The sequence below is a fragment of the Donghicola mangrovi genome (genome assembly GCF_013377535.1).
Classification (GTDB): domain Bacteria; phylum Pseudomonadota; class Alphaproteobacteria; order Rhodobacterales; family Rhodobacteraceae; genus Donghicola; species Donghicola mangrovi.
Genome location: NZ_JABCJE010000002.1, coordinates 131,170 through 151,763, shown reverse-complemented (window position 1 = coordinate 151,763; position 20,594 = coordinate 131,170). Strand labels below are relative to the sequence as shown.

24 protein-coding genes are annotated in these 20,594 nt (G+C 61.2%); 9 read left to right on the top strand and 15 right to left on the bottom strand.

All coding sequences use genetic code 11. The features are described 5' to 3' along the window. Positions 1-27 precede the first annotated feature (27 nt). A complete protein-coding gene (locus HJ536_RS05275; protein WP_177156937.1) occupies positions 28-594 on the top strand; it encodes an LOG family protein in 567 nt (188 codons plus the stop codon). Here the strand turns inward: HJ536_RS05275 and rarD are convergent. The 8 genes from rarD to HJ536_RS05235 form a co-directional block, all read right to left on the bottom strand. Beyond that, positions 486-1,415: an EamA family transporter RarD gene (rarD, locus tag HJ536_RS05270; protein ID WP_177156936.1), complete on the bottom strand. Its 930-nt coding sequence runs from the start codon at positions 1,413-1,415 to the stop codon at positions 486-488. The genes HJ536_RS05275 and rarD overlap by 109 nt on opposite strands. A gap of 158 nt (positions 1,416-1,573) precedes the next feature. Continuing rightward, a complete protein-coding gene (locus HJ536_RS05265) occupies positions 1,574-2,182 on the bottom strand; it encodes a superoxide dismutase (RefSeq protein WP_176854120.1) in 609 nt (202 codons plus the stop codon). An 89-nt stretch (positions 2,183-2,271) separates the two neighbouring features. After that, positions 2,272-2,712 carry an NUDIX hydrolase gene (locus HJ536_RS05260; RefSeq protein WP_177156935.1) on the bottom strand — a complete coding sequence of 147 codons (441 nt, stop codon included), beginning with the start codon at positions 2,710-2,712 and terminating at the stop codon, positions 2,272-2,274. A 37-nt stretch (positions 2,713-2,749) separates the two neighbouring features. After that, on the bottom strand, positions 2,750-3,319 hold the full coding sequence (locus tag HJ536_RS05255) for a sarcosine oxidase subunit gamma (protein WP_176854118.1): 570 nt from the start codon (positions 3,317-3,319) through the stop codon (positions 2,750-2,752). After that, complete coding sequence (locus tag HJ536_RS05250; RefSeq protein ID WP_177156934.1) at positions 3,312-6,326, bottom strand: sarcosine oxidase subunit alpha family protein; 3,015 nt, start codon at positions 6,324-6,326, stop codon at positions 3,312-3,314. The genes HJ536_RS05255 and HJ536_RS05250 overlap by 8 nt, the downstream gene beginning before the upstream one ends. Before the next feature lie 63 nt (positions 6,327-6,389). Next, a complete protein-coding gene (locus tag HJ536_RS05245) occupies positions 6,390-6,719 on the bottom strand; it encodes a sarcosine oxidase subunit delta (protein ID WP_177156933.1) in 330 nt (109 codons plus the stop codon). A 204-nt stretch (positions 6,720-6,923) separates the two neighbouring features. Then, complete coding sequence (locus tag HJ536_RS05240) at positions 6,924-7,169, bottom strand: hypothetical protein (protein WP_177156932.1); 246 nt, start codon at positions 7,167-7,169, stop codon at positions 6,924-6,926. Positions 7,170-7,235: 66 nt separating this feature from the next. Further along, positions 7,236-8,480 carry a sarcosine oxidase subunit beta family protein gene (locus HJ536_RS05235; protein ID WP_177156931.1) on the bottom strand — a complete coding sequence of 415 codons (1,245 nt, stop codon included), beginning with the start codon at positions 8,478-8,480 and terminating at the stop codon, positions 7,236-7,238. 199 nt (positions 8,481-8,679) lie between these two features. On the opposite strand from HJ536_RS05235, the gene ccmI reads away from it, so the two are divergent. From ccmI to aat, 7 genes are all read left to right on the top strand, one after another. Then, complete coding sequence (gene ccmI / locus HJ536_RS05230; protein WP_176854113.1) at positions 8,680-9,912, top strand: c-type cytochrome biogenesis protein CcmI; 1,233 nt, start codon at positions 8,680-8,682, stop codon at positions 9,910-9,912. Continuing rightward, positions 9,909-10,385 carry a Holliday junction resolvase RuvX gene (gene ruvX / locus HJ536_RS05225; RefSeq protein WP_177156930.1) on the top strand — a complete coding sequence of 159 codons (477 nt, stop codon included), beginning with the start codon at positions 9,909-9,911 and terminating at the stop codon, positions 10,383-10,385. The genes ccmI and ruvX overlap by 4 nt, the downstream gene beginning before the upstream one ends. Further along, positions 10,382-10,615, top strand: coding sequence for a DUF1289 domain-containing protein (locus HJ536_RS05220; RefSeq protein ID WP_176854111.1), 234 nt, complete (start codon positions 10,382-10,384; stop codon positions 10,613-10,615). The genes ruvX and HJ536_RS05220 overlap by 4 nt, the downstream gene beginning before the upstream one ends. A gap of 135 nt (positions 10,616-10,750) precedes the next feature. Next, complete coding sequence (locus tag HJ536_RS05215; protein ID WP_176854110.1) at positions 10,751-11,365, top strand: TetR family transcriptional regulator C-terminal domain-containing protein; 615 nt, start codon at positions 10,751-10,753, stop codon at positions 11,363-11,365. A 233-nt stretch (positions 11,366-11,598) separates the two neighbouring features. Then, a complete protein-coding gene (accB, locus tag HJ536_RS05210) occupies positions 11,599-12,090 on the top strand; it encodes an acetyl-CoA carboxylase biotin carboxyl carrier protein (RefSeq protein ID WP_177156929.1) in 492 nt (163 codons plus the stop codon). A gap of 8 nt (positions 12,091-12,098) precedes the next feature. Then, the gene (gene accC / locus HJ536_RS05205; RefSeq protein ID WP_176854108.1) at positions 12,099-13,445 is read left to right on the top strand and encodes an acetyl-CoA carboxylase biotin carboxylase subunit; all 1,347 of its coding nucleotides are present in this window, start codon (positions 12,099-12,101) and stop codon (positions 13,443-13,445) included. An 87-nt stretch (positions 13,446-13,532) separates the two neighbouring features. Then, entirely contained in the window at positions 13,533-14,171 is a 639-nt protein-coding gene (gene aat / locus HJ536_RS05200) for a leucyl/phenylalanyl-tRNA--protein transferase (RefSeq protein WP_177156928.1), read from the top strand. Here the strand turns inward: aat and HJ536_RS05195 are convergent. From HJ536_RS05195 to HJ536_RS05170, 6 genes are all read right to left on the bottom strand, one after another. After that, a complete protein-coding gene (locus HJ536_RS05195; RefSeq protein ID WP_338082408.1) occupies positions 14,108-14,491 on the bottom strand; it encodes a DUF2155 domain-containing protein in 384 nt (127 codons plus the stop codon). The genes aat and HJ536_RS05195 overlap by 64 nt on opposite strands. Next, positions 14,488-14,937 carry an outer membrane lipid asymmetry maintenance protein MlaD gene (gene mlaD, locus HJ536_RS05190; protein ID WP_177156927.1) on the bottom strand — a complete coding sequence of 150 codons (450 nt, stop codon included), beginning with the start codon at positions 14,935-14,937 and terminating at the stop codon, positions 14,488-14,490. Before mlaD ends, HJ536_RS05195 begins: the two co-directional genes overlap by 4 nt. Positions 14,938-14,939: 2 nt before the next feature. Beyond that, on the bottom strand, positions 14,940-15,323 hold the full coding sequence (locus HJ536_RS05185) for an NADH:ubiquinone oxidoreductase subunit NDUFA12 (RefSeq protein ID WP_176854105.1): 384 nt from the start codon (positions 15,321-15,323) through the stop codon (positions 14,940-14,942). Between the two features lie 59 nt (positions 15,324-15,382). Next, positions 15,383-15,739 carry a RidA family protein gene (locus HJ536_RS05180; protein ID WP_176854104.1) on the bottom strand — a complete coding sequence of 119 codons (357 nt, stop codon included), beginning with the start codon at positions 15,737-15,739 and terminating at the stop codon, positions 15,383-15,385. Between the two features lie 100 nt (positions 15,740-15,839). After that, on the bottom strand, positions 15,840-17,111 hold the full coding sequence (gene clpX / locus HJ536_RS05175; protein WP_176854103.1) for an ATP-dependent Clp protease ATP-binding subunit ClpX: 1,272 nt from the start codon (positions 17,109-17,111) through the stop codon (positions 15,840-15,842). Positions 17,112-17,253: 142 nt separating this feature from the next. Continuing rightward, positions 17,254-17,883 (bottom strand): ATP-dependent Clp protease proteolytic subunit, encoded by a 630-nt coding sequence (locus HJ536_RS05170; RefSeq protein ID WP_176854102.1) that lies wholly within the window; start codon positions 17,881-17,883, stop codon positions 17,254-17,256. 187 nt (positions 17,884-18,070) lie between these two features. Here HJ536_RS05170 and HJ536_RS05165 point away from each other — a divergent pair, with 187 nt between their 5' ends. After that, positions 18,071-19,297, top strand: a complete 1,227-nt coding sequence (locus HJ536_RS05165; RefSeq protein WP_177156926.1) for an FAD-binding domain-containing protein — start codon at positions 18,071-18,073, stop codon at positions 19,295-19,297. Between the two features lie 13 nt (positions 19,298-19,310). Here HJ536_RS05165 and hemA read toward each other — a convergent pair whose 3' ends face one another. Then, on the bottom strand, positions 19,311-20,537 hold the full coding sequence (gene hemA / locus HJ536_RS05160) for a 5-aminolevulinate synthase (RefSeq protein WP_177156925.1): 1,227 nt from the start codon (positions 20,535-20,537) through the stop codon (positions 19,311-19,313). Between the last annotated feature and the right edge of the window lie 57 nt (positions 20,538-20,594).

Below are 20,594 nucleotides of genomic sequence, written 5' to 3'. Positions count from 1 at the left end.
GAATTCCCGCCGAAGGAGACTGCACCAATGTCCTTGTTTTCCGTATGTGTCTTTTGCGGCGCACGTTCGGGCAAAAACCCAGCTTATGAAAGCACGGCCAACGATATGGGCGCGGCAATTGCGGCCAATAACTGGCGTCTGGTTTACGGTGCGGGCGATGTGGGGCTGATGGGCGTGGTGGCCCGCAGTGCTCAGGCGGCGGGCGCACAGACCTTTGGCGTGATCCCCGAGCACCTGATGAAGTGGGAGGTCGGCAAACGCGATCTGTCCCAGTTCATCATTACCGAGAATATGCACGAGCGCAAAAAGGTCATGTTCATGAATTCGGACGCCGTGGTCGTGCTGCCCGGCGGTGCTGGATCGCTAGACGAATTCTTCGAAGTGCTGACATGGCGCCAGCTGGAGCTGCACGCACGCCCCATCATACTGGTGAACACCGAAGGCTACTGGCAGCCCCTCGTGGACCTGCTGACCCACGTGGTTGATCAGGGGTTCGCGGGCGCCTCAACGCTGGGTTTCGTGACCGTGGTGGACACGGTAGACGAAGCTGTCTTGCGTCTGCGCGAAGCGGCGTTGAAACCCGCAGCGGTGTAAATCGCCAGCGCCGTCCAGATCATGCCAAAGGCCACCGCGTACCAGATCCCGAAGGGCTCGCGGAACAACAGGACGGCGACCAGAAACTGAAGCGTGGGGTTCATGTATTGCAAGAGCCCCATCGTCGCCATCGGGATGCGGCGGCTGGCATAGCTGAACATAATCAGCGGCAGCCCCGTCAACGGGCCGGAAAACACCAGCATCGCGGTTTGGGACGGCGTGTCCATGGCCAGCCCTCCGTGCCACAGCACGAACAGGGAAATCGGCGCGATCAGGACGACTTCGGCGGTGACGCTGACCACAGGCCCCACGTCCAGCCACTTCTTTAGCACCCCGTAGAGGCCAAAGCTGAACGCCAGCGTCAGCGAAATCCAAGGCGCAACCCCAAGCCCCCATGTCAGCATCGCCACGGCGGCTCCGGCCAACAGCACGGCGGCCATCTGCATTGGCCCCAAACGCTCACCAAACACGATACGCCCCAACACAACGGCGACCAGCGGAAAGATGTAGTAGCCAAGGCTGGCCTGCGTCGCGTGCCCGATGCTGACCGAGTAAATAAAGAAGTACCAATTCACCGAGATCATCAACGAAGACCCCGCGATGATCATCAGCGACCGGCGATTCCTGAGGGCCGAGATCAGCTGGCCGAACTTGCCCTGCCCCGTCAGCACCAAGGCAAAGAACACCATGGACCACAGGGTCCGGTGCGCCAGAATGGTCAGGGGCGGTACATCCGCAAGCTGCTTGTAATAGATCGACGACAGCCCCCAGACCGTACAGGCCCCGATCATGGCAAGAATACCGCGCGTGGTCTGGGTCATCATGGGCTCCTTGGGCAGTCATAGGTTTTGTGCGCCTGCCCGACAATGAATGCAATGGGCTGCAGCCCCCCGATTTGTGCATTCCCGCAGATGCCCCCCGACAACAAAAAACGCCCCGCAGTGATGCGAGGCGTTTGAACCCGTAAGGGTCAGGAAAATCAGGCGTTCGACAGACGCTCTGCAACGTTTTCCCAATTGACCAGCTTGTCGAGGAAGTTGGTCAGGTAGGCGGGACGCTTGTTGCGGAAGTCGATGTAGTAGCTGTGCTCCCATACGTCGCAGCCCAGCAGTGCGGTCTGGCCAAAGCACAGGGGGTTCACTCCGTTCTCGGTCTTGGTGACCTTGAGGGTGCCGTCGGTGTCGACGACCAGCCATGCCCAACCCGAACCGAACTGGCCTGCGCCTGCCGCCGAGAAGTCTTCTTTGAACTTGTCGACCGAGCCGAACGCGTCAACGATGCGGGCTTCCAGTTCCGACGGCATTGCTGCGCCGTTGGGGCCCATCATTTCCCAGAACTGAACGTGGTTCCAGTGCTGCGATGCGTTGTTGAAGATGCCGTTCTGGGCAACTGCGCCAGCGTTGTAGGTGCCTTTGATGATCTCTTCCAGCGACTTGTCCGCCCACTCGGTGCCGTCGATCAGCTTGTTGCCGTTGTCGACATAGGCTTTGTGGTGGATGTCGTGGTGAAACTCCAGCGTCTCCTTGGACATGCCCAGATCGGCAAGTGCGTCATGAGCATAGGGAAGTGCGGGAAGTTCGAAAGCCATAGTAGCCCCCATTATTCGTGTGAAAAAAAGATACGTCTTAGGTGATCGCCAACACGCGATCCGTCAAGCCTAACCATCACAGAAACCGCCTAGTTCCCCAAAAAGTTGCCTAAAGCAGTCGGAAATAGAGCGATGCCGCGCTGCCGCAATTCCAGAGGGGCGATCCAGAGCGCATTGGCCACTGCGCCGCTATCCTCGGCAAAGGTGAATCGATCCGAAAAACCGCTGTCGTCAAACGCAACTTCGGCTGCAAAAACAACCTCGTGGCCGGTCATGCCGTGGTGGGTGTAGATATTTTCAAAGACCTGCGGCGCGCCGGTGACGCGGGCCTGAACCCCCATCTCTTCGGCAAATTCGCGGATCAGGGCGTCGTGCCAGCTTTCACCGAATTCCACGGTTCCGCCCAAGGGGCGCACGCCTTTCGGCGCACCGGTGTCATCGGGGACTTCAGCAACCAGCAGGCGATCACCGCGCCAGTGCAGGCCAAGGGCTTTGACACGGATGGTTTGTTGGGGGCGCCAGATGTTCATGGGGGCACCCTATCACCGGATGCCCCCTTGAAATAGTTTAGAAGTAGCCGACTTCGCCGCCCTTGGCCGCCGAGGTGCCCAAGAGCTTGAAGGCGTATTCCGCAACCGAGCGGAAGCAGACCAGACGGAAGCTTTCCTCGCCCGACATCCAGAACGCTGCGGCGATCTGGGAAATACGGGTGCGGCGCAGATCCCCCACGCCGAACGCTTCGGGCGACAGGTCCACGGGCGCGATCTTGGCCAGAACCTCGCGGGCGGCGGCACCGTCGATGCCGAACACCGCGCGGGCGTCCGAGACGTTGACCGCGAGGAAGTGCTGACCGGCCAGCGTTTCGTTCAGCTGACCCACACGCTCGACCACTTGGCTGTAGGGCACGAACACCATCAGCTCGTCAGGCGACATCCATGCGATGCCCCCTTCCAGCGTGCCGACCATCTTGCGGATGGCAGGCAGAGCGTCCACACCCGCCACGGCACAAACGGCCTTGGCAAAGGCGGCGTCCGACTGGTTGCCGCGCACGGTGATCATTCCGTGCAGGCCCAGTTCGGAAACGCGGGCGAACCCTTCGGTGTTGGCACCGGCCAGTGCGCTGATTGCTTCAGACATTCTGCTTCTCCCCTTCCTTGTCGTACCAGACAGGGTCGACGATTTTCGCCATGACGGTGGTGCCGTCGGTTTTGCCGAATTCCACCAGCTCGCCCATACGCTCGGGGCCGTGCTTGATCAGACCCATCGCGATGCCGCGGCCCATGGTGGGCGAATAGTAGGTCGAGGTCACGCGCCCGATCATGTTGCGCTGGCCGTTTTCGTTGTGGCCGTGGACCACAGCATAGGCGCCATCCGGCAGAACACTGCCATCGACGGTTTCCAGACCAACCAGACGCCACCGGTCTGCCGACGCCAGGAAGGTGCGTTCCTGACCGCGCTTGCCGATATAGTCCTCTTTCTTTTTCGAGATCGCCCAATTCAGCCCCAGATCCTGCGGGATCACGGTGCCATCGGTTTCGTCCCCGATCATGATAAAGCCCTTTTCGGCGCGCAGAACGTGCAGGCATTCGGTGCCATAGGGCATCATGCCGAACTCTTCGCCAGCGGCCAGCAGCGCATCCCAGAAGGCACGACCCTGCGACGCAGGAACCGCGATTTCATAGGACAGCTCGCCCGAGAACGAGATGCGGAACACGCGGGCGTCAAAGTCACCCAGCTTGCCTTGGGTCCAGTCCATGAAGCCCAGATTGGCCTTGGACACGTCCATGCCACCCAGCTTTTCCAGAACCTGACGGGCCTTGGGGCCAACCACGGCGATCTGCGCGTATTCTTCGGTGACATCAGCGGTATAGACCTTGAAGTCCCACCATTCGGTCTGCAGCCACTCTTCCATATGGGCGTGGGTATGCGCCGCGCCGCCAGAGGTGGTGTGCACAAGGAAGGTATCCTCGTCCAGACGCGCAACCACACCGTCATCCATCAGGAAGCCATTTTCGTTGCACATCAGGCCATAGCGGCATTTGCCGACCTTCAGGGTGCTCATCATGTTGGTGTAGAGCAGATCGAGGAACTTGCCCGCGTCCGGCCCTTTGACGATGATCTTACCCAGCGTCGAAGCATCCAGCAGGCCCACATTGGTGCGGGTGTTGTTCACTTCGCGGTGGACCGACTGCTCGTGGGTTTCGGACCCGCGAGTGTAGCAGTACGGACGACGCCACTGGCCGACCGGTTCCATATAGGCGCCGTTGGCCTCGTGCCATGCGTGGATCGGGGTCTGACGGATGGGCTGGAAGATATCGCCGCGCGCCGCGCCACCGATCGCACCCATCGAAATGGGGGTGTACGGCGGACGGAAGGTGGTGGTGCCCACCTGCGGAATCTGTTCACCCAACGTATCAGCAAGGATCGCCAAGCCGTTGATGTTGCTCAGTTTACCCTGATCGGTTGCCATGCCCAGTGTGGTGTAGCGCTTGGTGTGCTCGACGCTCTCGTAGCCTTCGCGGGCCGCGAGCTGGACGTCCGACACTTTCACGTCGTTCTGGTAGTCGAGCCACATCTTCATGCGCAGTTCGTACACCGCGTCCGAGGGCATCATCCACACCGGCTGCAGGGGCTTTTCGTCCCGTGCGTCGCCGGTCGGAGCGGGGGTGCTGGCGGGGGTGAAACCAGCCGCTTCGGCTGCCTTCTTGCCTGCCGCATCCGCATCCGCCAGCACATCGCCAAGGCCCAAGGGACCGGACGCGCAGCCAGCGGTGATGACATAGGGCTTGCCGTCGTGGCTGGTGGGCGCACGGCTGGCATCGGGTTTGAAGTGGGCCTCGGCCTCGTCCCAGTTCAGCTTGCCGCCGCAATGGGACCACAGGTGGACCACGGGCGACCAGCCGCCGGACATCGCCACGGCGTCACACTTGATGGTTTCCAGAACCGCGCCGCCGTTGCCGTTCATACGGCACAGCTCTACGCCCTCGACGCGCTTGCCGCCTTTGACTTTGGCGATGGCTTTGCCGGGCTCCACGCGGATGCCGGCTGCACGGGCCTTGTCGGCCAGAGCGCCGCCACCGTATTCGCGGGCGTCGATGATGACTGGAACCTCGACCCCCAGATCCTTGAGGATCAGAGCAGTGCGGTAGCCGTCGTCGTTGTTGGTGACCACAACGGTTTTCTGACCCACGGCCACACCGTAGTTCACCGCATAGTCGCGCACGGCGCTGGCCAGCATCACGCCGGGCACGTCGTTGCCCGCAAAGCTGATCGGGCGTTCGATGGCACCGGTTGCCGTGACGATCTGCTTGGCGCGGATGCGCCACAGACGGTGACGGGGGGCGTCCACTTCGGGCGCGTGGTCGGTGATCCGTTCGTAACCCAGAACGTAGCCGTGGTCATAGACCCCTGCCCCCATCATGCGGCGGCGGACGGTGACGTTGGGCATCTCGTCCAGACGCGCCAGCGCGCCTGCAACCCAAGTCTCGGCCGACATGCCGTCGATTGTGCCGCCGTCAACAACAGCGCGGCCACCGAAATGGGCGGTTTGCTCCATGAGCAGAACCTTGGCGCCAGCCTCACCGGCGGCCAGAGCCGCCTGAAGGCCAGCCACACCCCCGCCGACAACGATCACGTCGACATAGGCGTAGAAGTGTTCATAGCGGTCGGCGTCCATGTCCTTGGGCGCCTTACCCAGACCCGCCGACTGACGGATGAAGGGTTCGTACACGTGCTTCCACAGGGGACGCGGGTGGATGAACATTTTGTAGTAGAAACCGGCGGTCAGGTAGTTTGCAAACAGACCGTTGACCGCGCCCACGTCGAACTCGAGCGAGGGCCAGTGGTTCTGGCTGGTGGCGGCCAGACCATCGAACAGCTCGGTGGTGGTGGTACGCTGGTTGGGCTCGAACTTGGCGCCGGAACCGAGGTTCACCAGTGCGTTCGGCTCTTCGGCGCCAGATGCCACGATCCCGCGGGGACGGTGGTATTTGAACGATCGGCCGACCATCATCTGGTCGTTGGCCAGCAGCGCCGATGCCAGCGTATCGCCCGCATGGCCCTGCATCGTCTTGCCGTTAAAGGTGAACGCGACAGATTTCGAGGTGTCGACCAGACGGCCTGCCTTGGAAAGTCGGGTGCTCATTCTCTCAGACCTCGCTTTTGCCGGAGAACGGGGGGATTTGAGTATTTACGCAAAGCAGAAAGGTCATTCGAACTCTCTCCACTTAAAACCGGGGCGCGCTGCGCGGATTTTGTCCAGAAGGTCCGCAGGCGGCACCGAGGTTTGGGCAGGATAGGTGCCAAAGACCTCGAGCGTGACGGTGCAGCGGGCGGCGTGGAACCACTTGCCGCAGCCGTTCGCGTGGCGCCAGCGTTCGAAATGCACACCCTTGGGGTTTTCGCGCATGAACATGTAGGTTTCGAAATCCGCGTCAGTCGAGCCCGGTCCGAAACGTTTCAGATGGGCCTCGCCGCCAGCGGAGAGTTCGGTTTCCTCGGCCATGACGCCGCAATAGGGGCACTGGAGTGTCAGCATGAGGCCAATCCTTTTGCACGGAAAGAGGTGGTGATTGCGCACGACAAAGACCGCAGGGCACGGAATGCGTGCTGCGGGGCGGTGGTGCGAATTGTTCGGGAATAAGAGTCGCCGCCCCCCTGAGGTAAGTCGGAAAGCGGGGTGCGGCGACGGGATGCTTCGGCCATTCGATCTTGGAACGACCGGCCGAAAGGCAAGTCGTTGTTATTGGCCGGTTGCGTCTTTTGCGGCGTCGTTGACAGCGTTTGCAGCGTCTTCGATCGCTTCGCCGGTTTGTTCGGCAGCGGGGCCTGCGCCTTCGATGCTGATGTTGATGCCATCATCGCGGCCGAAGTCCATACCGTTATACAGTGCGAACCCAAGGACAATGACAGCAACGACGAGCGCGCCGACAATGAACGAGAGGGTGCTGTTCGAACCGTTCGAGGTGTTGCTGTCTTGGGTAGCCATGCGTTTGCTCCTGTGCAAGTCTGAGTTACACAGTCAACGCGGGATATGCCGGTAAAGTTCCGCATTTTAGTGCGCCACACCTGCTGCCACGGATTCGTCGATAAAGCGGCCCTCTTTGAAGCGGTCGACGCTGAACTCGGCGGCCAGCGGCGAATAGCCCTTGGCCATCAGTTCCGCCATCGCCCAACCGGAGCCGGGGATCGCCTTGAAGCCGCCGGTGCCCCAACCGCAGTTGATGAAGCAGTTTTCCAGCGGGGTTTTCGAGATGATGGGCGAACGGTCGCCGGTCATGTCGACGATCCCGCCCCACTGGCGCAGCATCTTCAGACGGCTGACCATCGGGAAGGTTTCCACGAGGGCGCGAACGGTTTCCTCGATATGATGGAAGGAGCCGCGCTGGGTGTAGTTGTTGAAGCTGTCGGTGCCGCCACCGATGACCATCTCGCCCTTGTCCGACTGAGACATGTAGCCGTGAACGGTGTTGGCCATGACCACCACGTCCATGCAAGGTTTGATCGGTTCGGACACCAGAGCCTGCAGCGCCGCCGATTCAATCGGCAGACGGAAGCCCGCCTGTTCGGCCAGCACGCCCGAATGGCCAGCGACCACGATCCCCAGCTTGTTACAGTCGATCGAGCCTTTGGTGGTCTCGACGCCCACAACGCGGCCAGCGATGCGGCGCACGCCGGTCACTTCGCATTTCTGGATGATGTCCATGCCCATGTCAGAGCACGCACGGGCATAGCCCCATGCCACCGCATCGTGGCGCGCGGTACCGCCGCGGCGCTGCCACAGGCCACCCAGAACAGGGTAACGCGGGCCGTCGATGTTGATGATCGGAACCAGTTCTTTCACCTTTTCACGGCTGATGAACTCGGTCTTGACGCCCTGCAGCGCGTTCGCGTGGGCGGTCCGCTGATAGCCGCGAACCTCGTGATGGGTCTGGGCCAGCATGATCAGGCCGCGGGGGCTGAACATCACGTTGTAGTTCAAATCCTGCGACAGGGTTTCATACAGGTCGCGGGCCTTCTCGTAGATCGCCGCCGAAGAATCCTGAAGATAGTTCGAGCGGATGATGGTGGTGTTACGGCCGGTGTTGCCGCCCCCCAGCCATCCTTTTTCGATCACCGCAACATTGGTGATCCCGAAATTTTTCCCGAGGTAATAGGCCGTTGCCAGTCCGTGACCGCCAGCGCCAACAATAATGACGTCATAGCTTTTCTTGGGCTCCGGCGAGCGCCAGGCGCGTTCCCAGCCGGTGTGATGGCGAGCGCCCTCGCGGGCGACAGCAAAGACGGAATAGCGTTTCATCAGCCTCGAATCCGTAGGTGTGATCGTTCATGTCCCGTAGTGGACCTACAGCGGTTTTGGACCGCTTCTAGCTGCGTCACAATACATACTAGATGCGACATGCAGACCGGACCCTATGCGACATAGGGTGGTTATGGCGCGATTTTGACTTTTTCCAAGACTGATAACTGCCTAAATAGCCACCAACTGTGGAGATGACATGACATTCTGGATCATTACCTTTGGCCTGGCCGCTTTGGTTGCGCTTCTTCTTATATTGGCGCTTGTTCGCGGCAAATCCGGCGCCGAACCCGCCGCTGCCTATGATCTGAAGGTCTATCGCGACCAGATGAAAGAGGTCGAGCGTGACGCCGCCCGCGGTGTCATCGCCCCCGAAGAAGTGGACCGCCTGAAGGCGGAAATCGGACGTCGCATTTTGACCGCTGATGCCAAGCTTGCCGAAGAGCAATCCGGCAAGGGTCAGCCCCGTTCTGCGACCTATGCCTTGGCCGCGATCGTTGGCGCGCTGATGCTGGGTGGCGGCTGGTGGATGTACAGCCACTATGGCGCGTTTGGCTATGGCGATCTGGCGCTCAAGGACCGCATCCGCATGGCCGAAGAGCGCCGCGCCGACCGTCCCGCGCAGACCGAAGCCGAGGCCGAAATGCCCCCCATCCCCGCCGACCAGATCGATCCCAAATACGTCGAGTTGGTGGAAAAGCTGCGCGCCGCCGTGGCGCAGCGCCCCGATGACCTGCAGGGTCAGGAACTGCTGGTGCGCAACGAGGCGGCCCTTGGCAACTATGTTCAGGCCCACGAGGCTCAGGCCCGCATCCTGCAAATCAAGGGCGATGAGGCGACCTCGACCGATTACGCCGACTATGCGGATGTGCTGATTCTGGCCGCCGGTGGCTATGTCTCGCCCGAGGCGGAAAACGCTCTGAAAGCGGCGCTAACGCGCGATAACACCAACGCCACTGCCCTGTACTATTGGGGTCTGATGCTGACCCAGAACGACCGCCCCGACAAAGCGTTCAACATCTGGAACAGCCTTCTGCGCAAGGGCCCCGCAGATGCCCCGTGGATTGCACCGATCCGTGCCCAGATCGAAGAGGTCGCGATGCGTGCAGGCGTCGAATACCAGCTGCCCCCCGAAGGTGGCGCGCCCATGCTGCGCGGCCCCAACGCGGCAGACATGGCCAACGCCGCCCAAATGAGCGAGGAAGACCGCCAGAACATGATCCGCGGCATGGTCGCCAACCTGTCCGAGCGTCTGGCCACCGAAGGCGGCAGTGCCGAGGAATGGGCCCGCCTGATCAACGCCTATGGCGTCTTGGGCGAAAAGGAACAGGCGCAGGCCATCTGGACCGAGGCGCAGGCCCGCTTTGCCGACCGCCCTGCCGAGCTGGAAACCATCCGCGCAGCGGCCGCGAACACCGGAGTGGCCCAGTGATCTACGAAGACATCGCGGAGTTTGCCGCAGCCGTTCCCCCGATGACCGCTCTGGCCGGTCTGGATTTCGGCGACAAAACCATTGGCGTCGCGGTCTCGGACACGTTCCGCGGCGTGGCCAGCCCCCTCGAAACCATCCGCCGCAAGAAATTCGGTCTGGATGCCGAGGCTCTGCTGGCCATTCTGGCCAAACGCAATATCTCTGGCATTGTTCTGGGCCTGCCCCGCAACATGGACGGCTCCGAAGGCCCCCGCTGCCAAAAGACCCGCGCCTTTGCGCGCAACCTGTCGAAGCTGACCGACATCCCCATGACCTTTTGGGACGAACGTCTGTCGACCGTTGCCGCCGAACGCGCCCTGCTCGAGGCCGACACATCCCGCCGCCGCCGTGCCGAGGTTATCGACCACGTGGCGGCCAGCTATATCCTTCAGGGCGCACTGGACCGCCTTGCCCATCTGGGAAGAACCGATTGACCGACGACATCTGGAAGCGTGACGAAATCGAAAGCCCCTGCATCAAGATCTGCGTGATCCACCCGGAAACACGCCTGTGCACCGGCTGCCTGCGCACCATCGACGAGATCACCGCGTGGTCCCGCATGACGCCGGACCTGCGCCGCAAGGTGATGGGCGAACTGCCCTCTCGCGAGGCGCAGCACAAACAGCGGCGCGGGGGCCGCGAGGCGCGTCTGAAACGCGCCTAAGGGCCTGATCCGCGCAAGAACCTTCGGCCAATCGGCAGGTTTTTGCGCCCGCGCCTAATATTCAGCCGTTTTTACCCCGTTTTGCGGGCATTTCTGTGCTTTACAAGGGGTTCCTGCGCACCGTAGTTACCCCAAATGACCCAGCGCAAACCCAAAACCCGCATTCAGCAGAAAAACACCGAAGCGATCCTCGAGGCCGCTCTGGTCGTGTTCTCGCAATTCGGGTTCCGCGGCAGCACGCTGGACCAGATCGCCAAAGAGGCGGGCCTGTCCAAACCGAACCTGCTGTATTACTTCCCCTCCAAGGAAGCGATCCACACCGAGGTGCTGGAAGGTCTGCTGGACAACTGGCTGGACCCCCTGCGCGAGATGGATGAAAACGGCGACCCGATCGACGAAATCCTGTCTTACATGAAGCGCAAGCTGGAAATGAGCCGCGACTACCCGCGCGAAAGCCGCCTGTTCGCTAACGAAATCCTGCAGGGCGCGCCCCGCATGATGCACGCCATCACCGGCGAACTGAAGGAACTGGTGGACAGCAAGGTCGTGATCATCCGCAAGTGGTCCGCCGAAGGGCGCATCGCCGAGATTGATCCCTATCACCTGATCTTCTCGATCTGGTCGCTGACCCAGCATTATGCTGACTTTGACGTACAGGTTCGCGCCATCCTCGAAGAGGATCAGGACCAGATTTTCGCCGAAGCAGACAGCTATCTGACCACCCTGTTCACCCGGATGCTCAAGGTCTGATCGCGGCGCGCAAGTACGAAAATTACCCTAGGTAACGCGCCCGCGAATTTATCTATCATCGCAATTCATTTTATAGATAATTCACTCATCCGTGAGGTGAAACCGAGCGTTTCAAGGGCCCAAACGGTGATCCAACGCTTTTCACGCGATAATTGACCGCGTATAAGCCCTGCAAATTCGAGAACTCTGCCTATCTCTCATAAGGGCAGAGAATAGCTATCATCGAGGACGGTATGAGCAAACATTCCCATGACGCAGATGTCGCCTTTATCCAGGCCCTGGCAGAACTGCTGCGCGAAAACGATCTGACCGAGCTTCAGGTCAAGCGCGAATATGGCGAGGACGACAGCCTTGATGTGCGCGTGTCGCGCGCGGCCCCCGTCGTCGCCCCTGCGCCCGTCCAATACGCCGCTGCCCCCGTTGCCGCAGCGCCCGCAGCTGCCGCTGCCCCCGCCGCAGCGCCTGCCGCCAGCGACAACCCCGCAGACCACCCCGGCGCCGTAACCTCGCCGATGGTGGGTACCGTTTATCTGCAGCCCGAACCCGGCGCTGCGTCGTTCATCACCGTGGGCGCACAGGTAAAAGAGGGTGACACCATCCTCATCATCGAAGCGATGAAAACCATGAACCACATCCCCGCCCCCAAATCGGGCACCGTCAAGCGCATCCTCGTCGAGGACGGCTCGGCTGTGGAATACGGCGCACCGCTCGTTATCATCGAGTGAGGCACCAGATGTTCGATAAAATCCTGATCGCTAACCGGGGCGAAATCGCGCTGCGCGTCATCCGCGCCTGCCGCGAGATGGGTATCGCTTCGGTCGCGGTCCATTCAACCGCCGACGCCAACGCGATGCACGTGCGCATGGCCGACGAGGCTGTGTGCATCGGCCCGAACTCGAGCGCGGACAGCTACCTGTCCTTCCCCGCGATCATCGCCGCATGCGAAGTGACCGGCGCCCAAGCGATCCATCCCGGCTATGGTTTCCTGTCGGAAAACCAGAACTTCGTGCAGATCGTCGAGGATCACGGCATCACCTTTATCGGCCCCTCGGCCGAGCATATCAGCCAGATGGGCGACAAGATCACCGCCAAGGAAACCGCTGAAAAGCTGGGGATTCCTGTGGTGCCCGGTTCCGCTGGCGGCGTTCCCACCGTGGAAGACGCCAAGAAATGCGCCGCCGAGATGGGCTATCCCGTCATCATCAAGGCAACCGCCGGTGGCGGTGGCCGCGGCATGAAGGTCGCCCTGAACGAGCAGGAAATCGAGATCGCTTTCCGTACTGCCCGTTCCGAGGCCAAAGCCGCATTCGGCAATGACGAAGTCTATATCGAGAAGTACCTCCAGAAACCGCGCCACATCGAAATTCAGGTGTTCGGCGACGGTCAGGGCGGCGGTGTACACTTGGGCGAGCGTGACTGTTCGCTCCAGCGCCGTCACCAGAAGGTCTTCGAAGAGGCTCCCGGCCCCTGCATCACCCCCGAAGAGCGTGCGCGTATCGGCAAAATCTGCGCCGACGCGATCGCGAAAATGGGTTACCGCGGTGCCGGCACCATCGAGTTCCTGTACGAAAACGGCGAATTCTACTTCATCGAGATGAACACCCGCCTGCAGGTGGAGCACCCCGTCACCGAGTCGATCTTTGGCGTGGACCTTGTCCGCGAACAGATCCGTGTGGCAGCCGGTATGCCCCTGTCGTTCACTCAGGACGATCTGGTGATCAACGGTCACTCGATCGAGGTGCGCATCAACGCCGAGCGTCTGCCGAACTTTGCACCCTGCCCCGGCAAGATCACCCAGTATCACGCTCCGGGCGGTCTGGGTGTGCGGATGGACAGCGCGCTGTATCAGGGCTATTCGATCCCGCCCTATTACGACAGCCTCATCGGCAAGCTGATCGTGCACGGCCGTGACCGTCCCGAGGCGCTGGCCCGTCTGAACCGCGCCCTTGGCGAGCTGATCGTGGACGGCGTGGACACCACCGTGCCCCTGTTCCATGCTCTGCTGGCGGAAAAGGACATCCACGACGGCAACTACGATATCCATTGGCTAGAGAAGTGGCTGAAAGCGAATTTCGGCTGATCTTTCAGACCAGTAGAGCACATTCCCAAGGGCAGGCCATCGCGCCTGCCCTTGCGCATTCCGGCGGGCGGATTAGGATCATCGCTTATGACGATCACTCCGGAACTCCTTTTGAATGCTTACGCCGCGGGCGTGTTCCCCATGTCCGAAGGGCGGGACGATCCCGACCTGTTCTGGGTGGACCCCAAGCTGCGGGGCATCATTCCCTTGGACGGGTTCCACATCTCGCGCAGCTTGGCGCGGAGCATCCGTCAGGGCGGTTACGGCGTGTCCCTGAACGGCGATTTCGAGGGGGTCATGCGCGCCTGTGCGGACCGGCCCGAAACGTGGATCAACGCCGAAATTCTGGACCTGTATTGCCGCCTTCACCATATGGGCTGCGCCCATTCGCTGGAAATCTGGTCGGCCGAGGGCGAGCTGATCGGCGGCGTCTATGGCGTGGCCCTTGGCACCGCCTATTTCGGAGAGAGCATGTTTTCCCACCGCACCGATGCGTCGAAACTGGCGCTGGCGTGGCTGGTGGATCACTTGCGGCGTACGGGCTTTACCCTGTTCGACACGCAGTTCCTGACCAAACATCTGGCCAGCTTGGGCGCGGTTGAAATCCCCCGCGCCAAGTATCGCAAACTGCTGGCCGCGGCGTTAACCGACGTGGCGGATATTTATTCGGCAGATTTGGAATCAGACCCGCTGGCGGTTTTGCAGCGCAACACCCAGACGTCATAGCGCGGGTGGTCCATCGGGTTCAGCGCCGGGGAAGACGCCACCATCCAGCCCTGAAACACCGCCGCTCCGTCGTTTTCCGCGACAGAAAGAAAGGCATACGCCTCGCCCGAGGGGTCATTGGGGGGATAACGGCATTCGCCAAGCGCAATCGTGACCCGCCCCAAAGTGGCGTATTCACCGTTGTTCACCTCGATATCGGTGACTGCGCCGGTGATCTTGTCCAGACCGCGCAAATAGGCGCCAGTGCCGCGCGTGGTTGCCTGTTGGGCAACCGCGGGCAGCGACATCGCCACCAGGGCCAGAGCAGCGAAACGCGTCACTCTTTGCCCCCGGAGACGAACTTCATCATCAGCGACACAAGGCTGATCGCGCTCTGGGTATCCTCGATGTCATCGCCAGCGGCGAAGTTATCGGGGGACGCGCCGGGCACGATCTCCATGTAGTTGCCGCCAAGCAGACCTTCGGATGCCACGGTGATCGCGCTGTCATCAGGCAGATCGATGCCGTTTTTCACCTGAATGGTGGTCTCGGCGCGGAAGGTCTGGGGGTTCAGCTGCATGTCAGTGACAGTGCCGATCTTGACCCCGGCCAAGCGCACATCGGTCCCGAGGGAAATCCCCTCGGCCGAGCGGAAGCTTGCGGTCAGCGGATAGGTCGCGGACTGTCCAACCGACAGACCCGCCACCTGACCCGCGTAAACCACGAAACCAATGGCCAGCGCCATGACGGCGCCGCCAACCAGTACTTCGGTACGGTTCTCAGCCATGATTATTCAGGCTGCCATGCCTCGTAATCCTGGCGCGGAGCCGGATCGGGGCGACGGATGGACCCTGCGGGCGCATAGGCCATTGCAGTACCGGTCAGGTTTTCCTGATGGGGCTTTTCCCAAGACTTGTGAACCAGCGGACGGTCGGTCGGCGGCTCGTCAAAGGTGTAGTGCAGCCAGCCGTGCCAATCGGGGCTGACGCGGCTTGCCTCGGCTTCGCCGTTGAAAATCACCCAGCGGCGCTTGCCGCCTTCGGTCTGGTAAAAGACGTTGCCCTGCTCGTCCTCGCCGACCTTCTGGCCATGACGGCTGGTCCAGAGCAAGGTGTTCAGAGTGGCGCCGTTCCACCAGGTCACGGCCTTCAGCAGCGTGTTCAGGATACCCATAGGTGCCTCCGATCTAGTTACCTTCCGTATGGCCGATTGGCCTCGAAAGGTCCAGTCCCTTAGCTGTGAGCCAGCGCGGTAACTTCGATTTCGATGCGGTATTTGTCGTCGATCAGGCGGCATTCCACCATGGTCGCTGCGGGCGGGTTTTCCCCGAAGGTTTCCGCAAGGATCGGCCAGCAGGGTTCGAATTCCGCGCGGTCGGGCATGTAGTAGTTCACGCGCACCACGTCGGCAAAGCTGCTGCCTGCCTTTTCCAGTGCCGCGCCGATCACTTCGAGCGCCGATTTGCACTGTTCCTGAACCGTGTCGCCCTGACCGACGGTGCCTGCCACGTGGACGAAACCGCCCGCGACAACCGCACGGCAGTAGCCGATTTTCTCTTCAAACACACCGCCTGATTTGATGCGCTTCATGTGCCTTAACCTTCTGGAAATTTCTGGCCCCCTTGGGCCGGACAAGAAAAATGCCTGCCCCGTCAAGGGCAGGCACTGGAATGTGTGTCAGATCACCGGATCAACCGGCGCTGGCCCCGCCCTTTTTGGCGGTTTCCGAATAGATCATCAGCGGCTTCGCCTCGGAGGCATTCACAGCCTCTTCGTTCACCACGACCTCTTCGACTTCGGCCATACCGGGCAGATCGAACATGGTATCCAGCAGGATGTCTTCCATGATCGAACGCAGACCACGAGCACCGGTCTTGCGGGCAATGGCGCGGCGCGCAATGGCCAGCAGAGCGTCCTCGGTGAAGGTCAGCTTGGTGTCTTCCAGTTCGAACAGGCGCTGGTACTGCTTGACCAAAGCGTTCTTGGGCTTGGTCAGGATGGTTACCAGAGCGTCCTCGTCCAGATCCTCGAGCGTGGCGATCACGGGCAGACGACCAACGAATTCGGGGATCAGACCGAACTTCAGCAGATCCTCGGGCTCCAGTTCCTTGAGCAGCTCGCCGACACCCTTCTGGGTCTCGTCACGCACGTCGGCACCAAAGCCCATCGCGCTGCCCTTGCCGCGCTGTGCGATGATCTTGTCGATGCCCGCGAACGCGCCGCCACAGATGAACAGGATGTTCGTGGTGTCCACCTGCAGGAATTCCTGCTGCGGGTGCTTGCGGCCACCCTGCGGGGGGACGCTGGCCACGGTGCCTTCCATCAGCTTCAGCAGAGCCTGCTGAACGCCCTCGCCCGATACGTCGCGGGTGATCGAGGGGTTCTCGGACTTGCGGGTGATCTTGTCGACCTCGTCGATATAGACGATGCCGCGCTGAGCACGCTCGACGTTGTATTCCGACGCCTGCAAGAGCTTGAGGATGATGTTTTCCACATCCTCGCCCACGTAACCGGCTTCGGTCAGGGTTGTGGCATCCGCCATGGTGAACGGAACATCAAGGATGCGCGCAAGCGTCTGGGCCAGCAGGGTCTTACCGCAGCCGGTCGGGCCAAGCAGCAGGATGTTCGACTTCGACAGTTCGATATCCGAAGAGCCCTGCGAATGGTTCAGACGCTTGTAGTGGTTGTGTACCGCCACCGACAGAACGCGTTTTGCACGCGCCTGGCCGATCACATAGTCATCCAGTACTTCGCAAATTTCTTTGGGAGTGGGTACGCCGTCGTGCGACTTGAGCCCGCTACCCTTGGTTTCTTCGCGGATGATGTCCATGCACAGCTCGACGCATTCATCACAGATGAACACGGTCGGGCCGGCGATCAGCTTGCGCACCTCGTGCTGGCTCTTTCCGCAGAAAGAACAGTAGAGGGTATTTTTGCTGTCGCCGTTGCTATTGTTCGACATATCTCACCTTCTCGGCATTGTTGGTAATCGCGGGCCGGTGCCCGGAAAACCCCTTGGTCTTGAGCGATGCTAGGCCAGCATGCCCACCGCCACAATGTCAAATGTGCCACGGTGCGGTATTCCGTGGCACAAACCAGTACCGTTATGCCTTCTCGTCAGGCTTTGTACGGTTCTCGACGATTTCGTCGATCAGGCCCCATGCCTTTGCATCTTCTGCAGACATGAAGTTGTCACGCTCCAGCGCGGCTTCGACGGTTTCGTAGTCGTTGCCGGTGTGCTTGACGTAGATCTCGTTCAGGCGGCGCTTCAGTTTCTCGGTCTCGCGGGCGTGGATCATGATGTCCGTCGCCTGACCCTGATAGCCACCAGAGGGCTGGTGCACCATGACGCGGCTGTTGGGCAGCGAGAAGCGCATGCCCTTTTCACCGGCGGTCAGCAGCAGCGAGCCCATGGACGCGGCCTGACCGATCACCAGGGTCGAGACCTTGGGTTTGATGTACTGCATGGTGTCATAGATCGACAGGCCCGAGGTCACGACACCGCCGGGGCTGTTGATGTACATGCTGATCTCTTTCGAGGGGTTCTCGGCCTCGAGGTGCAGCAGCTGTGCCACGATCAGGCTGGACATACCGTCGTGCACGGGGCCCGACAGGAAAATGATCCGTTCCTTCAGAAGGCGCGAGTAGATGTCGTATGCGCGTTCGCCGCGGCTGGTCTGCTCTACCACCATGGGCACAAGGGTGTTCATGTAAGTATCGATAGGATCGCGCATTCTTTGCCTCTGCCTGCTGTCGTTCGGACATTAGAATTCAAAATAACTAACTGAGTCTTAGTCCTGCACAATACCCCCTGCAAGAGGTGTGCCCTTTTTTAAACGTCTCAAATGCACAGTTGTTGATCAAAAGCCTTTTCGACCTACGCTTTGGAAGGCACCAAACAGGACAAAACTGCGGTATTCCATGCCCCTACCCGATCAACATTTTTTACCCACCCGCGCAGCAGGTCTGGTCCACCTGCGTGATTTTGTACCACTGGCCGGTCAAGCCTATGGCGCGCGGCGCAATTTTGACCTCGGGGCGGGGCGTCACGGGGAAAATGTGTCGTGCCTGTCGCCCTATATCCGGCACCGTCTGATCACCGAAACCGAGGTTCTGGAGGCTGTACTGGCCCGTCACAGCCCCAAAGCCGCTGACAAGTTCATTCAGGAAGTTTTCTGGCGCACCTATTGGAAGGGCTGGCTCGAGATGCGCCCCGCCGTCTGGCAGGCCTATCGCGCCGAGTTGGGATGGCAGCTGGACCGGCTGAAAACCGAATCCGGTTTGCGCCGTGTCTGGCAGGACGCCTGCGCGGGGCAAACGGGCATCGCGCCCTTTGATCACTGGGCCAAGGAGCTGGCACAGACCGGCTACCTTCACAATCACGCGAGGATGTGGTTCGCCTCGATCTGGGTGTTCACGCTGGGGCTGCCTTGGACGCTGGGGGCGGACTTTTTCATGCGGCATCTGCTGGACGGGGACCCTGCGTCGAACACCTTGTCGTGGCGCTGGGTGGCGGGGCTGCAAACGCGGGGCAAGGCCTATGTGGCGACCGCCTCCAACATCGAGACCTACACCGAGGGGCGGTTTTCCGGCGTGACCGGATTGGCAGACAGCGCCCACATCCCCGAGGGGCCCGACAACCCCGCCCCGATCGCCCTGCCCGATTTTGCGCCCTTGGCGGATGGACCGACCGCGCTGCTGGTCCATTCCGACGATCTGGCTTTGGGCGATCTGACCCGCGCAGTGCCTGAACCGCTGGGAACCGCCGTTCTGGGGGACATCGGCCATCGCAGCCCGCTGGAGATGTCGCCGCATGTGCAGACCTTCGTGGATGGCGCCGTGCAGGACACCGTGACCCGCTGGGCTGACAAACTGGGGCCTGTTTCGCGGCTAACGCCCGAGGACGTCGCGGAGTGGGCCGCAGCTCTGGGGGCGCGGCAGGTGGCCACGCTTTATGCCCCGGTCGGCCCCGTGGCCGATGATCTGGCAGCCATCGACCATGCGCTAAAGGCCAACGGCATCCCCTTGATCCGCCTGCGAAAACCCTATGACAGCCGCGCGTGGCCCCATGCCACCAACGGCTTCTTCCGGTTCAAAGAGAAAATCCCCGCACTGCTTGGGGCGATGCGGGGTTTCGAGGTGGTCTAACCGACCAGAGGGATCATTCCGCCGCCATCGGAGCCCTTGCCAACCGGCACTGGGCCCACAGATCGCCAAGCGCGGTCACCAGACGGTCCATGTCCTCGTCCGAATGCACGGGGCTGGGGGTGATGCGCAGACGCTCGGTCCCTTTGGGGACGGTGGGATAGTTGATCGGCTGGATGTAGACCCCGTGATCCATCAGCAGCTTGTCCGAGATGAACTTGCACTTGACCGGATCGCCGACCATCACCGGAATGATGTGGCTTGGGTTCGGGATATGGGGGATGCCGATCTCGTCCAGACGGGCGCGCAGTTCGGCCACGCGGGCCTGCTGCTTTTCCCGCTCGGTGCTGCTGGATTTCAGATGCCGGATCGAGGCCGCCGCCCCCGCAGCCACGCTCGGCGGCAAAGCGGTGGTAAAGATGAACCCGCTGGCAAAACTGCGCACGAAATCGACCATACCTGCGGTGCCGGTGATGTAGCCGCCCACCACGCCAAAGGCTTTGCCCAGAGTGCCCTGAATGATGTCCACGCGATGCATCACGCCGTCCCGCTCGGCCACGCCGCCACCGCGGGGGCCGTACATGCCGACAGCGTGCACCTCGTCCAGATAGGTCAGTGCGCCGAACTCCTCGGCCAAATCGCAAATCTCGGAAATCGGGGCGATATCACCATCCATCGAGTAGACGGATTCAAAGGCGATGATCTTGGGCTGACCTTTGGGCAATGCCTCAAGATGCGCGCGCAAGTCATTCATATCATTGTGCTTCCAGATCACGCGCTGCGCACGGGAATGGCGCATCCCCTCGATCATCGAGGCGTGGTTCAGCGCGTCCGACAGGATCACACAGTTCGGGATTTTCGCGGCCAAGGTCCCCAATGCTGCCCAGTTCGACACATAGCCGCTGGTGAACAGCAGCGCCGCTTCTTTGCCATGCAGATCGGCCAGTTCGCGCTCCAGCAACACGTGGTCATGGGTCGTGCCAGAGATGTTGCGCGTGCCGCCCGCGCCCGCGCCGCAGCGGTCCAGCGCATTGTGCATCGCGGCCAGAACGTCGGGGTGTTGGCCCATCCCCAGATAGTCATTCGAACACCAGATCGTCACGGGGCGTTCGTTACCCGCAGCGTCGCGATGGGTGGCATGGGGGAAATCACCGGTCCGGCGTTCCAGATCCGCGAAATGGCGGTAATTGCCCTGAGCGCGCAGGTCATCCAAAGCGCCGGTGAAAAAGTGGTTATAGTCCATACGTGCCTCTGTCCCTGTCTGGGGGCGCAGCGTGACCCGCGCCCCTTTTGTGTTGTC